Annotated in this window: 12 protein-coding genes; 10 read left to right on the top strand and 2 right to left on the bottom strand. The window is 72.4% G+C overall.

Going from position 1 to position 16,008, the window contains the following annotated elements:
- Window positions 1–92: 92 nt before the first annotated feature.
- The 6 genes from ACFVTF_RS00685 to ACFVTF_RS00660 all read left to right on the top strand — a co-directional run bounded on the left by ACFVTF_RS00685 (window position 93) and on the right by ACFVTF_RS00660 (window position 9,007).
- Entirely contained in the window at window positions 93–2,693 is a 2,601-nt protein-coding gene (locus tag ACFVTF_RS00685) for a hypothetical protein (RefSeq protein ID WP_387807364.1), read from the top strand.
- 262 nt (window positions 2,694–2,955) lie between these two features.
- Window positions 2,956–3,987 carry a phosphate ABC transporter permease subunit PstC gene (pstC, locus tag ACFVTF_RS00680; RefSeq protein WP_387807361.1) on the top strand — a complete coding sequence of 344 codons (1,032 nt, stop codon included), beginning with the start codon at window positions 2,956–2,958 and terminating at the stop codon, window positions 3,985–3,987.
- Between the two features lie 43 nt (window positions 3,988–4,030).
- A complete protein-coding gene (gene pstA, locus ACFVTF_RS00675) occupies window positions 4,031–5,257 on the top strand; it encodes a phosphate ABC transporter permease PstA (protein ID WP_387807358.1) in 1,227 nt (408 codons plus the stop codon).
- A 38-nt stretch (window positions 5,258–5,295) separates the two neighbouring features.
- Window positions 5,296–7,170, top strand: a complete 1,875-nt coding sequence (locus ACFVTF_RS00670) for a phosphate ABC transporter substrate-binding protein PstS (RefSeq protein WP_387807355.1) — start codon at window positions 5,296–5,298, stop codon at window positions 7,168–7,170.
- Window positions 7,167–8,078, top strand: coding sequence for a class E sortase (locus ACFVTF_RS00665; protein WP_387807352.1), 912 nt, complete (start codon window positions 7,167–7,169; stop codon window positions 8,076–8,078). The genes ACFVTF_RS00670 and ACFVTF_RS00665 overlap by 4 nt, the downstream gene beginning before the upstream one ends.
- Before the next feature lie 38 nt (window positions 8,079–8,116).
- Complete coding sequence (locus ACFVTF_RS00660) at window positions 8,117–9,007, top strand: phosphate ABC transporter ATP-binding protein (protein ID WP_387807349.1); 891 nt, start codon at window positions 8,117–8,119, stop codon at window positions 9,005–9,007.
- Between the two features lie 68 nt (window positions 9,008–9,075).
- Here the strand turns inward: ACFVTF_RS00660 and ACFVTF_RS00655 are convergent, their stop codons facing one another.
- A complete protein-coding gene (locus ACFVTF_RS00655) occupies window positions 9,076–9,930 on the bottom strand; it encodes an HAD family hydrolase (RefSeq protein WP_387807346.1) in 855 nt (284 codons plus the stop codon).
- Window positions 9,931–10,162: 232 nt separating this feature from the next.
- Here ACFVTF_RS00655 and ACFVTF_RS00650 point away from each other — a divergent pair, with 232 nt between their 5' ends.
- The 3 genes from ACFVTF_RS00650 (at window position 10,163) to ACFVTF_RS00640 (ending at window position 13,153) form a co-directional block, all read left to right on the top strand.
- Complete coding sequence (locus ACFVTF_RS00650) at window positions 10,163–10,375, top strand: hypothetical protein (RefSeq protein WP_387807343.1); 213 nt, start codon at window positions 10,163–10,165, stop codon at window positions 10,373–10,375.
- 286 nt (window positions 10,376–10,661) lie between these two features.
- Window positions 10,662–12,131 carry a phenylacetate--CoA ligase family protein gene (locus ACFVTF_RS00645; protein WP_387807340.1) on the top strand — a complete coding sequence of 490 codons (1,470 nt, stop codon included), beginning with the start codon at window positions 10,662–10,664 and terminating at the stop codon, window positions 12,129–12,131.
- Window positions 12,128–13,153, top strand: coding sequence for a hypothetical protein (locus ACFVTF_RS00640; RefSeq protein WP_387807337.1), 1,026 nt, complete (start codon window positions 12,128–12,130; stop codon window positions 13,151–13,153). The genes ACFVTF_RS00645 and ACFVTF_RS00640 overlap by 4 nt, the downstream gene beginning before the upstream one ends.
- A gap of 32 nt (window positions 13,154–13,185) precedes the next feature.
- On the opposite strand, the gene ACFVTF_RS00635 is transcribed toward ACFVTF_RS00640, so the two are convergent.
- On the bottom strand, window positions 13,186–14,466 hold the full coding sequence (locus tag ACFVTF_RS00635; protein ID WP_387807334.1) for a hypothetical protein: 1,281 nt from the start codon (window positions 14,464–14,466) through the stop codon (window positions 13,186–13,188).
- A gap of 1,172 nt (window positions 14,467–15,638) precedes the next feature.
- Here ACFVTF_RS00635 and ACFVTF_RS00630 point away from each other — a divergent pair.
- On the top strand, window positions 15,639–15,860 hold the full coding sequence (locus tag ACFVTF_RS00630; RefSeq protein WP_387807331.1) for a hypothetical protein: 222 nt from the start codon (window positions 15,639–15,641) through the stop codon (window positions 15,858–15,860).
- Window positions 15,861–16,008 lie beyond the last annotated feature (148 nt).

Below are 16,008 nucleotides of genomic sequence, written 5' to 3'. Positions count from 1 at the left end.
CGGAGGTGCCCGCCATGAGAGTCCGACTACCCGACCGGAGGGATCCGGGGTGGTGGCGTCGCCGATGGCCGGCGATCGCGATGGTGTGGTCGGTGGTGGTGGCCCTAGGGGTGGTGCCGATCGGCCTGGGGGCGGTGCCACAGGCGGTGGCGGCGTCGTCCACGGTGACGGTGAAGGGGCCGAAGCTCTGGAACCCGAGCACCGGGACGTACGGCAAGCAGGGGAGCATCACGCTCTCGCAGTCGAAGGACCTCACCAACCAGGTGGTCCAGCTCTCCTGGAGCGGCTTCACCCCGACCACGGACGGCAACGGCCAGCCGAGGACGATCGTGAAGCCCGGCGACGCCTACTCCTTCTTCGCCGTCCGGATCTACGAGTGCCGCGGCACCGATCCAAAGGTCACCGACTGTTACGGCAGCACCATGTACGGGCTCGATCCGGCTGCCGGGTTCCAGCAGCGGAAGACCGACGTGCCTGCGCCGGACTTCCCGACCAACATGGTGATCTCCCCCACCAGTATGGACGGTACGGGAGCCGCGACCATCGAGCTGTACACGGGGCTGCAGAGCCCGAGCCTGGCCTGCGACGCCACCCACCCGTGTTCCCTGGTGGTGGAGGCCAACTACGGCGGTGACAGCCTCGGCCAGACGAATCCGCAGCAGACCGTGGACTGCACGAACCACACCCTCGATCTCACCACCGGATACAAGCTCGCGGCGGACGAGGTGTTCGGCAAGGACGCGGCCAACGGCATGTCAAGCGGCGAGCAGTGTGCCTGGGAGAATCGGTCCGTGGTCCCGCTGGCCTTTGCGCCCACGCCGGCCGCCTGCGAGGCGCAGACGTCGGCGTTCCGTGCCGCAGGCCTGGAGGCGGCCAACCGGGCCGTGCAGCTGTGGCGTTCCGGCCTGTGCCTGGGCGACAACCCGTTGGCCTTCCAGTACCTTCCCGCCGGTGGCGAGCCGCAGGCCCGGGCCGACTTCCTCGGCGGAGCGACGGACGTCGCCCTGACGGTCCGTCCGGACACGTCGACGCCTCAACGCCCTTACGTCTACGCGCCGTTGGCGGCCTCTGGCGTGTCGGTGGCTTTCGTGGTCGACGACCCGTCGACCGGCCGGCAGATCAGGGACATGAAGCTCAACGCCCGGCTGCTGGCCAAGCTGCTCACCCAGTCGTACTCGCCCGCCGGAGGCGTGATCGCCTCCGTGAAGGGCAACCCGACCTGCATCTTCCGGGACCAGGAGTTCCTGAAGCTGAACCCGCTGCCGCCGGAGAGCGGGCTGAAGTGGCCGACGTCCTGCGCGGTCTCGCAGTCCAGCCCCATCGTGGTGGGCGGCACGACGGACCTGGTGTACCAGCTGACCTCGTGGATCGCCTCCGACCCGGACGCCGCGCGCTTCCTGGACGGCGAGCCGGACCCGTGGGGCATGCGCGTGGACACGTACTACCTGCGGCCGGCCTTCTCCGGCTACCCGACCGACTCCTTCGCCCGGCAGGACTCCTCCGGGCTGGTCGGGGCGACGACGCAGCCGCGCAGCAACTGGCGCGAGTACGAGTGGAATCCGGTCACCACGGGGCTCGGTGACGTGGCGCGGAAGCTGCTGCAGAACAAGCCGACCTGCATCGATCCGACCATCCAGCCCGACGGCGGCCACAACCAGTGCGCGCCGATGGACCCGGGCAGCCGGACGCTGTTCTCGATCATGGACGCCGGCCAGGCGAAGGCCTACGCGCTCCCCGAGGCCCAACTCCTCAACCCGGCGGGCGGGTTCGCTTCGCCCAGCACGTCCAGCTTCCAGTCCGCGGTGGCGGACATGACGGTGGACGCGTCGACGGGTGTCCAGCAACTGCCGTACGGCGTCGCCGACACGGCGTACGCCCACGACCAGTTCGCCTACCCGCTGACCAGCGTGCAGTACGCGATGGTGCCGACCAAGGGCGTGCCCGACGCCAAGGCGGCGGCGATCGCCAAGTTCCTGAAGACGGTGACGACCAGCGGCCAGGTGTACGGCACCGAGCCCGGCCGGCTGGCGCAGGGCTTCCTCGCCCTGAACAACGCCCAGCGCGCGCAGGCGGCGGACGCCGCCTCGCACGTGGAGACGCAGGACGGCAAGCTGCCCGGCAACCAGGCCGCGCCGCCGAACCCGCCCCCCGTCACCCCCGACCCGGGGACGACCGGCGGCACCGGGGGCACCCCGGCGGGCGGATCGGGCTCCACGGACGGCGCCGCTCCCGGCACCGCGCCCGCGCCCGTGAGCGACGGCGGCACGGCGGCCGGCGGGACCGGGGACACCCCGGCCGACGGCAACACCTTCGGCACGACCGGCGGGACCAGTGGCACCGGGGGCTCCGGCTCCATCGGATCCACCGGTTCCACCGGGACGACCGGCGGCACGGCCGGCAGCGGCGGATCCGCCGCTGTCCCGGCCGCCGCAACGGCCGGCGGGGCGAAGGCCGCCACCCCCTCCGCGTCCGGCAAACCGATCACGGTGGCGCCCGTCGCGGCCGGCACGCCGGCGGCGGACCGCTCCGGCATGGCCCGCCTGCTGCTCCCGATCGCGCTGATCGGCGGCCTGGTGCTGCTGGTCGGCGGACCGGCGACGCTGCTGCTGGGCGGTACTCCGGCCGGGCAGAAGGCGCTGACCGGGCTGCGCGAGGGCTGGTCGCGGGTGCGTCGCCGCCGCTGGGGCCGCTGACGCCCGCGGTCGACACCTGCGCCGGTTGACGCCGGCGTACCTCGGACGACTCGGCGGGGCCGCCGTTCCGGCCCCGCCGACTCGTCCTCCCTGCCGCCCGCCGACCAGGCCCGCAGCCCGATTCGTGCCGCTCGCGCGCCCGCGACCGGACCGACCGACGACCACGAACCAGCCGACCGAGCCGCCTTCGACGCTTTCGTCGGGCCGCCGTCCAGGCCGGGGCACCGCCCCGGCACCCGTACCCGAGCACGGAGAGCAGACCATGACAGCCGCCGCCGAGCCCGCGGCACCGTACGCCGGGGCGCCAGGCCACCCCGACGGCCAGCCCGACCCCGACGTCCCGCGCGTCATCACCGCCCCCGCCACCCCCGGCGACCGGGTGTTCCGCGGCGTGCTGCGGCTCGCCGGGATCTCGGTCTTCGCCATCATGGGGCTGATCGCGTTCTTCCTGCTGCTGCGCGGCACGGACGCGCTGCGCGCGGTGGGCTGGTCGTTCCTGACCGAGCAGAAGTGGCAGACCGCCGCGCACAACTTCGGCATCGCCGCCGTCCTGCCGAACGGCCTGCTGATCGCCGTGATCGCCCTGGCCATCGCCGTCCCGGTGGCGCTGACCACGGCGGTCTTCATCTCCGAGTACGCGCCCGTGCGGCTGCGTTCGGTGCTGGTCTCGCTGATCGACCTGATGGCGGCGATCCCCAGCATCATCTACGGCCTGTGGGGGCTGTTCTTCCTCCAGCCGCGCATCATCGGCTTCGTCCGCTGGCTGGCCAACCACCTCGGCGACGCGATCCCCTTCCTGAAGGTGCGCACCGGCGACATCGGGACGTCCTACACCTCGTCCACCTTCATCGCGGGCGTCGTGGTCTCCCTGATGATCATCCCGATCGTCACCTCGCTCAGCCGGGAGGTGTTCTCCCAGGCCCCGCAGGGCGAGCGGGAGGGCGCGTACGCGCTCGGCTCGACCCGCTGGGGGATGGTGCGCGCGGTGGTGCTGCCGTTCGGCAAGGGCGGTGTGATCGGCGCGGTGATGCTGGGCTTCGGCCGGGCGATGGGGGAGACGATCGCCGTCGCGCTGATCATCTCGCCGAACTTCAAGACCATCACACACATCCTCGAGAACGGCGCCAACTCGATCTCGGCGCTGATCGCGCTGCGCTTCGGCGAGTCGGACGCGCTGTCGCTCTCCGCGCTGATGGCGGCCGGCCTGGTGCTGTTCGCGCTGACCCTGCTGGTCAACGTCGCGGCCGGCTTCGTGATCAACCGGTCGCGCTCCGGCGCCTCGACCGCGGACTGAGAAGGGCGGCCGACATGACCAACCCCGTTGAAGGGACGACCCGATGACCACGCTCGACCTGCCACCCGTGGCCGCGTCCGAGCCCGCCGAGGCGCCGCCCGCCCCCGCCCCCGTACCCCCGCGCCCGGAGCGGCGGGTGAAGCTCGGAGGGGTCACCCGCGAGGACGTGCTCACCGTGGCCGGCTCGCTGGTCGGCTCGCTGGCACTGGACTGGATGTGCTACGAGCGGATCCTGCCGTTCAGCGGCGCGTTCGGCTTTCTGGTCTGCTGGTACGTGCTGTTCCTGGCCGGCTACTTCACCCTCGGGCGGCTCCAGTGGGGCAGGCTGCTGGTGCGCGAGCGCCTGGTGTCGGTGGTCGCGTGGAGCTCCGGACTGCTGGTGCTCGCGCTGATCGTCGACCAGATCGGCTATCTGGTGGTCCGCGGCTCCGAGGCGGCCCAGCACCTGAACTTCTTCACCGAGTCGATGGAGAAGACGGCCGCGCTCTCCCCGATCACCTCCGGCGGCGCGCTCAACGCGATCGTCGGCTCGCTCGAACAGCTGGGCCTGGCCACGCTGTTCGCGGTGCCGCTGGGCATCGCCGCGGCGGTCTTCATGTCCGAGGTCGGCGGCCGGCTGGCGCGCCCGGTGCGGACGCTGGTCGAGGCGATGACGGCGCTGCCGTCGATCGTCGCGGGCCTGTTCGTGCTCGGCGTGGTGATCCTCACCCTCGGGTTCGAGCAGAGCGGGTTCGCGGCCTCGCTGGCGCTGACCGTGATGATGATGCCGATCGTCACCCGGGCCGCCGAGGTGGTCATCCGGCTGGTGCCGGGCACCCTGCGCGAGGCCTCGTACGCGCTCGGTGGCAGCCAGTGGCGGACGGTGTGGAACGTGGTGCTGCCGACCGCCCGGCCCGGCCTGGTGACGGCGGTGGTGCTCGGCATGGCGCGCGGCGTCGGCGAGACCTCGCCGGTGCTGCTGACCTCGGGCTTCACCGCGCAGTTCAATGCCGACCCGTTCACCGAGCCCCAGGTGTCGCTGCCGCTCTACATCTGGAACTACGTCAAGCAGCCCTACCCCGAGATGGTCGCGCGGGCCTTCGCCGCGGGCCTGACCCTGATGGCCGTGGTGCTGGTCCTGTTCGTCACCGCCCGGGTGCTCGGCGGCCGTCGGCCCGGCCAGTTGACGCGGAGTCAGAAGCGCCGGATCAACCGGGACGCCCGCCGTCTCGAGGCGGCCGCCGCGGCCGCCGTCGCCCGCCCGTACGCCGTCCAGCCGGAGAAGCGCTGATGCCCAGCCCAACCACCCTCCGTACCAGAGGAGTTCCCATGTCGTGGGAGGCCGCAAGCCGCCCCGTGGCCCGCACCCTGGCCGTGCTGCTGTCCCTGTCGCTCTCCGCGGCCTCACTGCTGCTCGGGCAGGGCGCCCAGGCGTTCGCGGCGTCGGTCGCGCTGAGCGCCCAGGGGTCCAGCTGGTCCGGTCCGGCGATCGACCAGTGGCGCCAGGACGTCGGGCCGCAGGGCATCCAGATCAACTTCAACCCGGTCGGCTCGGCCGCCGGCCGTACGGCCTGGAGCAACGGGCAGACCGACTTCACCGCCTCGGACGTGCCGTTCCGCAGCGGGGATGACACCGGCCTCAGCGAATCGGCCCGCACCGGCGGCCAGGGCGGCCGGGAGAACCCGGTCTACGGCTTCTCGTACGTGCCGATCACCGCGGGCGGTACCACCTTCATGTACAACCTGCAGGTCGGCGGCAAGCAGGTCCGCGACCTGCGACTCTCCCCGCAGACCATCGTGGACATCTTCACCAACAAGATCACCAACTGGAACGACCCGAAGATCACCGCCGACTACGGCAAGCCGCTGCCGAGCATGCCGATCACCCCGGTGGTCCGCTCGGACGGCTCCGGCGCCACCGCGCAGTTCACCCGTTGGATGGAGCACAGCTACCAGGGCCAGTGGGACGACTACTGCAAGTCCGTCAACGGCACCACCTGCGGTGACTACACCGAGTTCTTCCCGCCGTCCGGCCGGATGACCGCGCAGAACGGCTCCGACATCGTCGCGGGCTACATCAAGTCCTCGATCGGCCAGGGCACCATCGGCTACGACGAGTACGCCTTCGCCAAGCGCAGCAACTGGCCGGTCGTGAAGGTGCTCAACAAGGCCGGCTACTACTCCCTGCCGACGGCCTCCAACGTGGCGGTCGCGCTCACCGCGGCGAAGATCCGCGGCGTCGACGACAACACCCCGGCGACCGACCCGAACTACCTCCAGCAGAACCTCGACGGCGTCTACACGATGGACGACCCCCGTGCCTACCCGATCTCCAGCTACAGCTACGTGATCGTGCCGCGCGCCGGAGCGGAGCTCAAGCCGCCGCCCCGCTTCAACAACGACAAGGGCGGCGCACTCAGCCGCTTCCTCGCCTACGTGCTGTGCGAGGGCCAGGGCGAGGCGGACGGCCTCGGCTACTCGCCGATCCCGCGCAACCTGGTCAAGGGCGGGCTGCTGCAGACCAAGAGCATTCCGGGCAACGCCAGCCCCGTCGACCCGGACACCCTCTCCAACTGCGCGAACCCGACCTTCAACTCGGCCGGTGAGCTGACCGTCCTCAAGAACGCGCCGCAGCCCAGCCCCTGCGACAAGCAGGGCGCTCCGCTGGACTGCACCGTGCAGGGCGGTCAGCCGGTCAAGACCGGTTCGGGCGCGGGTAGTTCGGGCGGCACCGGCGGCGGCGCGGCCGGCGGCACCGGCGGCACGGGCGGTACCGGGGGTGCCGGAGGCACGGCCGCCGGCGGTTCGGGCCGGACCGGCAACGGCACGGCCGCAGGCGGGTCCGGCGCGTCCGGCGGCACGGGCGGTGGCGGCGCGGGCGGTGGCGCCGCGGGCACCGGCGGCACCGGGGACGGCGCCGCGGCGGCCGACGGCGCGGCCGGCACGGACCCGAACGCGGCCGACGCCGCACCGGGCGACCCGGGCACCGAGGACGTGGTCGACCCGCAGACCGGCCAGGTCGTCGCCCGCGGCCGCGGCGGCAGCACCGAGGTCGCGGCGAACGTGGTCGAGGTGTCCGGCAAGCCCGAGGACTGGACGCTGAGCACGCTCACCGCCCTCGAACTGCTCGCCGTGGTGCTCGTCCCGCCGCTGCTCGGCCGGCGGCTGCTGCGCCGGCGCAAGTCCTCGGACGGCGCCTCGTGACCGCCCCGGTGCTGGAGAAGCCGGCCGCCCCCGCGCGGCCGGCCACGCCCGCGGGCCCGCCCGCCGCGACCTCCGCGGCCGGGCCCGCCGCCGCCCCCGGGCGGCGCCGTCTCCTCCAGGGCGCCCGGGTGGCCTGCCTGCTGGCCGCGCTGGTGCTGGGCTTCGTCGGCTACCTGTTCACGCTCTCGCACGTCCAGGAACGGCACTTCCAGTCCACCGCGTACAAGACCTTCCGGGACCAGCTCGCCCGGGCCGTCGCCCCCACCGGGGCCGCCGCCGACGGCGCCCCGGTGGCCCTGCTGGACATCCCGGCGATCGGCCTGCACCAGGCCGTCGTGGTCGAGGGCACCACCGGCCGGGACCTCATGCGCGGACCCGGCCACCGCCGGGACACCGCCCTGCCCGGCCAGGGCGGCGTCGCGGTGCTGTTCGGCCGCGGCGCCACCTTCGGCGCGCCCTTCGCCGAGCTGTCCGGGCTCCGGGTCGGCGACAAGATCGAGGCCACCACCGGGCAGGGCAAGTTCACCTACACCGTCAACGTGTACGGCGACGGCGACCACCCGATCACCGACCCGGCCCGCAACCGCCTCGTCCTGGTCACCGGGGACTCCGACTGGATCCCCGGCTCGACCGTGATGGTCGGCGCCCGGCTGGACGGCGACCCCGAGCAGAACCCCGGCGGCCGGCCCCGGACCGTCCCGTACGACAAGGCGCTGGCCGCCGACAAGGGCGCGCTGGCCACGCTGCAGCTGTGGTCGCTCGGGCTGCTGGGCGCCGTGCTCGGCGCGCTCCTGCTGGCCCGGTACTGGCGGGCCTCGGCGGCCTACCTGAGCCTCGCGCCGGTGCTCGGCGCGCTGCTCTGGGCGGTCTACGAGAACGCCGCGGCCCTGCTGCCCAACCTCTACTGAAGCGCCCCCGGAAGGCCGTACCGATGACGGATGCACCGATGACCGACAGCCCGACCGCCGGCCTGGGCACGGCGGGCGCCCCGGCGACCGACCCGGCCGCCGACACCCTCACCCTCCCGCCGCTGCCGCCGGACCCGCACCCCGGCGGCGAGCCGCTGGCCGGGCTGGAGACCAGGGACGTCTCCGCCTGGTTCGGCGCCCGCAAGGTGCTGGAGCGGGTCTCGCTGGCGATGCCGGCCGGCGAGGTCACCGCGCTGATCGGCCCGTCCGGCTGCGGCAAGTCCACCTACCTGCGGATCCTCAACCGGATGCACGAGATGGTGCGCGGCGCCGCGCTCGCCGGCGAGGTGCTGCTGGAGGGCGACGACGTCTACCGCCCCGGCCGGCGCCCCGCCGAGGTGCGGCGCCGGATCGGCATGGTGTTCCAGCGGCCCAACCCGTTCCCGGCGATGTCCATCCAGGACAACGTCGCCAGCGGCCTGAAGCTGGCCGGGATCAAGGTGTCCAAGGAGGAGCGCCGGGACCTGGTGGAGACCAGCCTGCGCCGCGCCGGGCTCTGGGACGAGATCTCCACCCGGCTGCACACCCCGGGCGGCGCGCTCTCCGGCGGGCAGCAGCAACGCCTGTGCATCGCACGGTCGTTGGCGGTCTCGCCGGACATCCTGCTGATGGACGAGCCGTGCTCCGCGCTCGACCCGACCTCCACCCGGCGGGTCGAGGAGACCATCGCCGAACTGCGCGGGCGGCTCACCATCGTGATCGTCACCCACAACATGCAGCAGGCCCAGCGCGTCTCGCAGACCTGCGCCTTCTTCCTGGCCACCCACGACACCCCGGGCCGGATCGTGGAGGCCGGGCCGACCGCGCAGGTCTTCGGCAACCCGCGCGACCAGCGGACCTCCGACTACGTGAACGGCCGCTTCGGCTAGGCCCGGCCGGTACGTCCTGGGGGGGCCAGGGGAGCTGGGGGGCTACGGGAGCCGGGGGAGCCAGGGGGCTACGGGAGCTGGGGGAGCCGCAGCAGCTCCTCCAGCACCGCCGCGACGCCGTCCTGCTCGTTGCTCACGGTGTGCAGCGGCACCGCCGCCAGCACCTGCGGGTGCGCGTTGGCGACGGCGTACGCGGTGCCGGCCCAGTCCAGCATCTCCAGGTCGTTCGGCATGTCGCCGAAGGCCACCACCTCGCTCCGGTCGATCCCGTGCCCGGCGCACCAACGGGCCAGCGTGCTGGCCTTGGTGACGCCGGGCGCGCTGATCTCCAGCAGCGGGATCGGCGCCGAGCGGGTGATCTCGGCCAGGTGCCCGGCCACCTCCCGGGCCTGGACGAGGAACGTGTCCGGGTCGAGGTCGGGGTGCTTGGCCAGCAGCTTGAACAGGCCCCGGACCGGACCGCCGGCGCTCAGCAGCTCCTCCGCCGGGCCGACCGCGTGCTCCAGGTCGTCGCCCCACATCGGCACCGCGTACTCGGGCTCGCGGGCCCACCCGTCCGGGTGCTCGAAGGCGAACGCGGTGCCGGGCAGCTTGGCGCGCAGCACCTCGACCACCGCCAGGGTGGTCTCCACCGGCAGCGGGAACGACTCCAGCAGCTCACCGCGCCGCACGTCCACCACCGCGCCGCCGTTCGAGCAGATCGCCACCCCGTGGCCGCCGATGTGCGCGCTCACCTGCTGCATCCAGCGCGGCGGCCGCCCGGTGACGAACACCACCTGCACCCCGGCCGCCTCCGCGGCCGCGAGGGCCGCGGCGGTGCGTTCGCTGACGGTGCCGCCGGCGCACAGCAGGGTGCCGTCCAGGTCGGTGGCGATGAGGCGGGGGGCGGTACGGGCTTCGGTCACCGGTCCATCTTCGCCCATCGGTGCCGCACCGGTCACCGGCGAGGACGGACCTCGTCGCGGACCCGCAGGACGGCGCCGCCGACCCGCCGGGCCCGGGTCGCCGACCCGCCGGGACCGGGCTGCCGACCCGCCGGACCTGTGGCTTTCGGCCCTCAAGACGCCGTTTCCGGCCTATTCGCCCGCCGGCCGGGGTGTCCCCGGAGCGCGACGGGCAGGAGTGTGCACGGCCACCCCGTCGGCAGGAAGAGCCATGCCCACTCGCCAGCTCCGAGACGAGCCTCCCCCGACCGTCCCGCCCGCCGCCTCCCCGGACGCCTCCCGGGACGTCTTCCCGGACGTCTCCCCGGACGCCTCCCGCGAGCCGGTCCTGCTCGGCGACGTCCTCTTCCACACCCTCGCCGAGATCGCCCGCCGCGCCCCCGAGCCCCGCCTCCCGGCCCAGCGCACCCGCCCGCACCCGTAGCTGCGCCACCGCCGTTGCGGGGTGCGGAATTTGATGCCGTCTCACCCCTGGTCGCGCATTGTTCGATTCCCTAAACTGCACTCCCCACCCACCGGCGCCGGCACACGTCATCGTGGCGTGCCCGGCCGCGCCGGCCACCCCCACCAGGAGGTCTTGACATGGTCAAGCACTACTTCAAGTACGCCCTGAGCACCCTCACCGCCGCCATGTTCGCTCACATGGCCTGACCGAGTCGTCCCGGCCTGGGCCGGGGTGAGCATCCCCGGCCCAGGTTCCAGGAGGTCTCGTGTTCGGCACTGCGGTGAGTCAACTCCGGTACGGCGCATCGATCCTGCTCAACCGCAGGATCCGGCCCCAGGACCTCGGGCGGATCGCCGACGACATGGTCCGCACGCTCGCCGAGTTCGGCGAACCGGGCGCGGACTCGGCGCTGCTGCCGGGGCAGGCCGGCCAGGTCGACCCGGAGGTGCGGCGCACGGTCACCCGGCGGAGCCTGCGGGCCACCGCGCGCGCCGCCGTCCGCCACACGGCCTACTACCGGCGGACCTTCGACGACCTCGGGATCGACCCCGAGACGCTCGACACGGAGACCTGGTCGCGGGTGCCCGTCACCCCGAAGGCGGCCCTGCGCGGCCTGCCCGCCGCGTTCGTCTCCGCCGCCGCCGCGCCCGCCCTGATGGCGCTGACCACCGGCACCAGCGGCACCCCGACCGCGGTCTGGTACTCCCGGGCCGAGTTGGAGACCACGATCGCCCTCAGCACCATCTCGGCGGCCCTGACCCTCGGGCTGCGCCCCCGGCACACCGTGGCCTACGCGGGCTGCTCCAGGGCCACCCTGCCGCTGGTCGTCGCCGAGGAGTCCACCACCCGGGTCGGCGCCTCGTTCGTCCAGTTCGGGACGATCGACCCCGCGCTCGCCCTGGACCGCCTCGCCGCACCGCTCGGCCTGCCCGGCAAGGCCCCGCAGATCACCCACCTCACCGCCTCCGCGTCGTACCTCTCCGCGCTCGTGCAGGAGGCCGAACAGGGCGGGTGGCGGTCCGCGGACTTCGGGCTGGAGAGCATCGGGGTGGGCGGCGAGGTGCTGTCGGCCCCCCTGCGGGAGCGGGCCGAAGCGGCGTTCGGCGCACCGGTGTCCACGTCCTACCTGATGACGGAGACGCTCCCCTCGGGCGGCACGCCGTGCTCCCAGGGGCATCTGCACCACACCACCGAGTTCGGGCACCTGGAGGTGCTCGACCCGCAGACCTGGGAGCCCACCGCGCCGGGGGAGGTCGGGATGCTGGTGCACACCCCCTTCGTGCCCTACCGGGAGTGCACCCTGCTGCTGCGGTACGCCACCGGCGACCTGGTCCGGCTGCCCGTCGGCGAGACCGGGTGCGAGTGGGCGCACCTGCCGGCCACGTCCGCCGTCCTGGGCCGCTGGTCGGGGCCGCTCAGCGCCTCCGTGCCGACCAGGGACGTCCTCGACCTGGTCGAGGGGGAGCCGGACGTGCCGCTGCCGGCCCGGTACGCGCTCACCGAGGAGCCGGACGGCGGTGCGCTGCTGCACCTCCTGGTCCGGGCGCTGCCCGCGGCGACGCTGCACCGCAGGCTGGAGGAGCGGGCGTCGGCGGCGGGGCTGCCGCTGGCCGGCATCGTGCTCCACGACGACCGGTCGAAACTGCCGCCGTCCAGTCCGGTCCGCGCGGACCTGCGGGAACACACCTTCGAGTCGGCCCGTCCGGTCGGCGTCCCGGCCGGGAGCGGCGCATGAACGCGATCCCCCTCATCGCCCTGAGCTGCTGCGTGGCCCTGCTGATGGCCGCGGCCGGGGGGTACCTCGTCCGCGTGCGGATGCCCAGGCCCCCGGTGGGCGTCTACACCTCCGGCGACATCGCCGTCCTGTGCGTCGGCGTCGTGCTGGCCCCGCTGCTCTACCTCAAGCTGCCGGGCGTGGTCGTCTCGGCGCTGTTCGGCCTGGTGCTCTGCCTGGCGGTGCAGTTCACCCTGGCGCCGGTCTGCTCCGGCCGCTGGGCCTGGGGCCTCGCACTCGTGGCCGCCGGAGCCACGGCGGCGTGCAGCGGCCACCCCGTCGCGGTGCGCGCCTGCACCGACGTGATGCTCGCCGTCGCGGTGGTGGGCGTGGCCAACCTGTGGACGCAGAGCGGAATGCGATCGGCGCACGCGGCCGGCCTGGCCGCCGTCCTGTCCTGCTACGACCTGGTCGCGACCACCCTGACGCAGGTCACCGCGAACTTCGTCACCCAGGTCCAGGGAAGGCCGTTCGCCCCGATGCTCGTCCTGACGGGCGGCAGCCCGCCGGTCGCCGTGGGCCTCGGCGACCTGCTGCTCCTCGTGCTGTTCCCGCTGGTCGCCGCCAAGGCCTTCGGACGGACGGCCGCGTTGCTCGCGGCAGCCGTCGGAGTGGTCGTGACCAGCGCGGTCAGCGCGCTGTTCGCCCTGGGCGCGCTGACGGAGGGCTTCCCCCTGCTGACCGTGCTCGGCCCCCTGATCGTCGTGCAGCACGTGGTGTGGTCACGCCGCCTGGGCGGCGAGCGGACAACGGCCCGCTGGCGCGCCGGCACCACGTCGCCGGCCCCCCACCCCGACCGCCTCCAGCCGGACCCCGCCCTGACGTCGGCCCTGTCCCTCACCCCGCCCACCGGGCTGGCACCGGGCACCTGGATCGCGATCGCCGACGGCCGGATCCTCGGCACCGGCAACTCCCCCGGCCTCGCCCGCCGCAACGCCCGCCGGCATGGCACAGCCACCCTCCCCACCGTGCGCCAGCTCTGACCGGCCGCCCTTCAGCGGCTTTCAGCGCCCTTCTACCGACGGCGGCCACGGCGTTCGTGGCGTTCCCGGCTACGGGCGATGGGCCTGGCCCGGCACGCGCCGTGCGCTGGTGAACCGCTGCCGTCGCCCGCCAGTTCGCCGAGGCGCTCACCGACGACGGAGACACCGGGCCGGGGCTCCTGCGCGTAGTACCAGGGCTTGCGGCGACGCAACAGTTCCTCGCCGTGCTCGCTCCAGGTGAACCCGGGTTTCCGCAGCAGCTTCCGGAACACCGAGTCGGCGGTCTCCGGGTGGGCGGTGGCCAGTCGCCGGATCGGCAGTGGCGTGATCGACTGCTCGCGCAGGTACGTACGCAGCAGGTCCTGGTGCGGTTTGCGACCTGTGAGGGAAGGATCGGCGAAGAGGTCCCGCAACAGCCCGTAGTCCGCGTAGAAGTTGAGCCCGTCGACCTCGTCGTAGATGACTCCGACGGTGTCCGCGTCCGCAAGGTCCCGCGGCAGCTCGAAAGCCGGGAAGTCGAGGCCCGGGAGCCGCCGGCCCCGGGCGCGGTCGGGATGCCCGGCGGCGGCGTCCTCCTGCCGGTGCCGGTAGTAGGCGTTGAGCCGTTCCTCGGCTTCGGCGGGCGGAAGGACCAGTTCGTCGCTGCCGAAGAACTCGACGAACGCGTCCCGGTCCGCCCGCATCCACTCCCATCCCTGCTCGATCTTCTCGGGGTTGCGGAAGACCAGCTCGGGATGGCTGGTGGACAGTTGGAGTGCGGCCCGGGCGATCTGGGTGGCGCTGGACTTGGGGTGGAACGACATCGCCCCGGAGACCAGCCACGTCCCGTCGGCCGAGAAGACCGGCACCAGGCAGGTGTGGAGGAACCCTCCCTTCGTCACTCCCCGGAAGGCGACCCGTCCGGCGTTCGAGTACGTGCGGTACTCCAGGTCGTCGATCAGGTTCAGCAGGACGAGGGCATCCCCGTCCTTGCGGCGGATCTCGAAGATCCCCTCGACCGGGTCCCGCCAGCCGAGCAGCATCTCCCGGTCGGTCCCGTCCAAGTCCCGCCGCCCACCGACGAACCGGTCCACCACCGTCGAACCGTCCGGCAGGCGGAAGCGCAGGATGAAGTGGTCGGTGATCCGCACCGCCTCACCCTCGTCCAGCAGCCGCTCAGGCCCGGCTGCCTCCAGCAGAAGGGGAGTCAACCACCGGTCGAAGCGCGCACCCTGCGCGAAGGCGACCAACTCCCCCTTCAACTCGGCACAGCGCTCGATCAGGTCGGTGAGCGAGCGCTCGCCGTGATCCGCGCCCCGAACGGCGATCGCCATGTCCTGCTCTCCCCACAAGCCGGTTCCGAAGTGGTGATGTGTGAGTTGTTCGGCTCTCGCCGTAGGCATCGACAGTGGCCCTCACCGAGCATGGTCCAAAGCTAGGCCCCGCCCTGCCCGCTGCACCCATGGCGCCACGGTAGCGGTCGTGAGGGTGCCGTCCCCGAGGGCTGCTCGAAACCTCACCTGCCGGAGTGAACACGTAGGTCGGCGCCATGCGTCTGAGTACCGTGATCCTCGCGTTTGCCGGGCAGGTGCCACCCGTCAGGGATGAACAGCCGCAAGAGGCGCATCGTGACGGACATACTCGGGCTGCTGCTGGCCGTGATGGTCACCGCGCGTTCGGCTGCTTCACCTGCGAGCACGTCCCAGGAACCCTGCGGCTCACTCGCAGCAGCCGCGTTGTGGACGCATTCCGACTTTGATCTCATCAAACCAAGTATTGACTAAGCATTAAAGCGACACATTTCGGTCATTCGGCCTTGAGTACCGTCCCCGAGGGGGGCGGCAATGACACAGTCCGCGTGCAGTCTCGAGCCCTTCGCTGTTGCTGCCGGACGTCTCGTTTCCACCGGAATGCCTGACTGTCAGGCTCGGTACTTCCTGCTGGGACCGGGCTCGCGCTTGCTCTCCCATCGCCATCACCTCGAAGCGCCGACACATCGGTAATGCGCCATTCCGTGCCGGACTTTTCCATGGTCTGTGAGGCACTCGGAGGGGAGGTCCTGCCGAGTCGCGAGCTCATCGCCGACGCTCGCGTGGGGCGTCGAACAGCGCGATTGATCGGTTTGGTATGGATTTCGATCATCTGTGCTCGATGCGATCCGTAAGCAACTTCACCCCGATTCGATCTGTCATCGAATGGCCATCGAATTGCCCTCCGATGTCGGCTTGTTGGCATCGCATGGTGTGAAATCTCGCTGTACTTGATCCCGATGTGGCGCCATTCTCGCCGTGGGCGAACATGCATGCTATTCGGCGGGCTTGCCCGCACGTGTTTGCCCTTGAGGGCCCCTGCGATGAGCGGGAGCCAAGGTGAGAGCTAGGGAGGGATCATGCGAAGGATGGCAACCGCTGTGGCCACAGCGATGTTGGGCCTCGCGGCAGTCGGTATCGGAAACGGGACGGCCCAAGCGGATGCCTGGGGCGGCTACGACACCCGAGACGGTGGCGTGGGCCTTCGGAGCTGCGCGTCGCAGAGCTGCAACCTGAAGGGCCGCGGCTACGCGGACCAGAAGGCGAACATGTTGTGCTGGGGCTTCGGGCAGACCGTCAACGGCGACCCCAAGTGGAACCACCTGAACCACTACCTGGCCGACGGCAGCTTCTTCGGTGACGCATACAGCGCCCAGAACTACCTCTGGTGGAGCGGCACGGTGCCCCCCTGCTCGTAGTCGGGGGAGACTTGTCGTGGGGGCCCCCCCCCCCCCCGGGGGGGGGGGGGGGGGGGGGGGGGGGGCGCGGGGGGGGGGGGGGGGGGTGTGGGGGGGGTGTTTAGGGGGTGGAGGCGGGAATGTGTGATGTTTGGAGTTTGTTTTTGTT

Source organism: Kitasatospora sp. NPDC057940 (genome assembly GCF_042887425.1).
In the GTDB taxonomy this organism is placed as follows: domain Bacteria; phylum Actinomycetota; class Actinomycetes; order Streptomycetales; family Streptomycetaceae; genus Kitasatospora.
The sequence above is the reverse complement of the archived record's forward strand: the minus strand, read 5'-3'. Positions and strand labels throughout refer to the sequence as shown.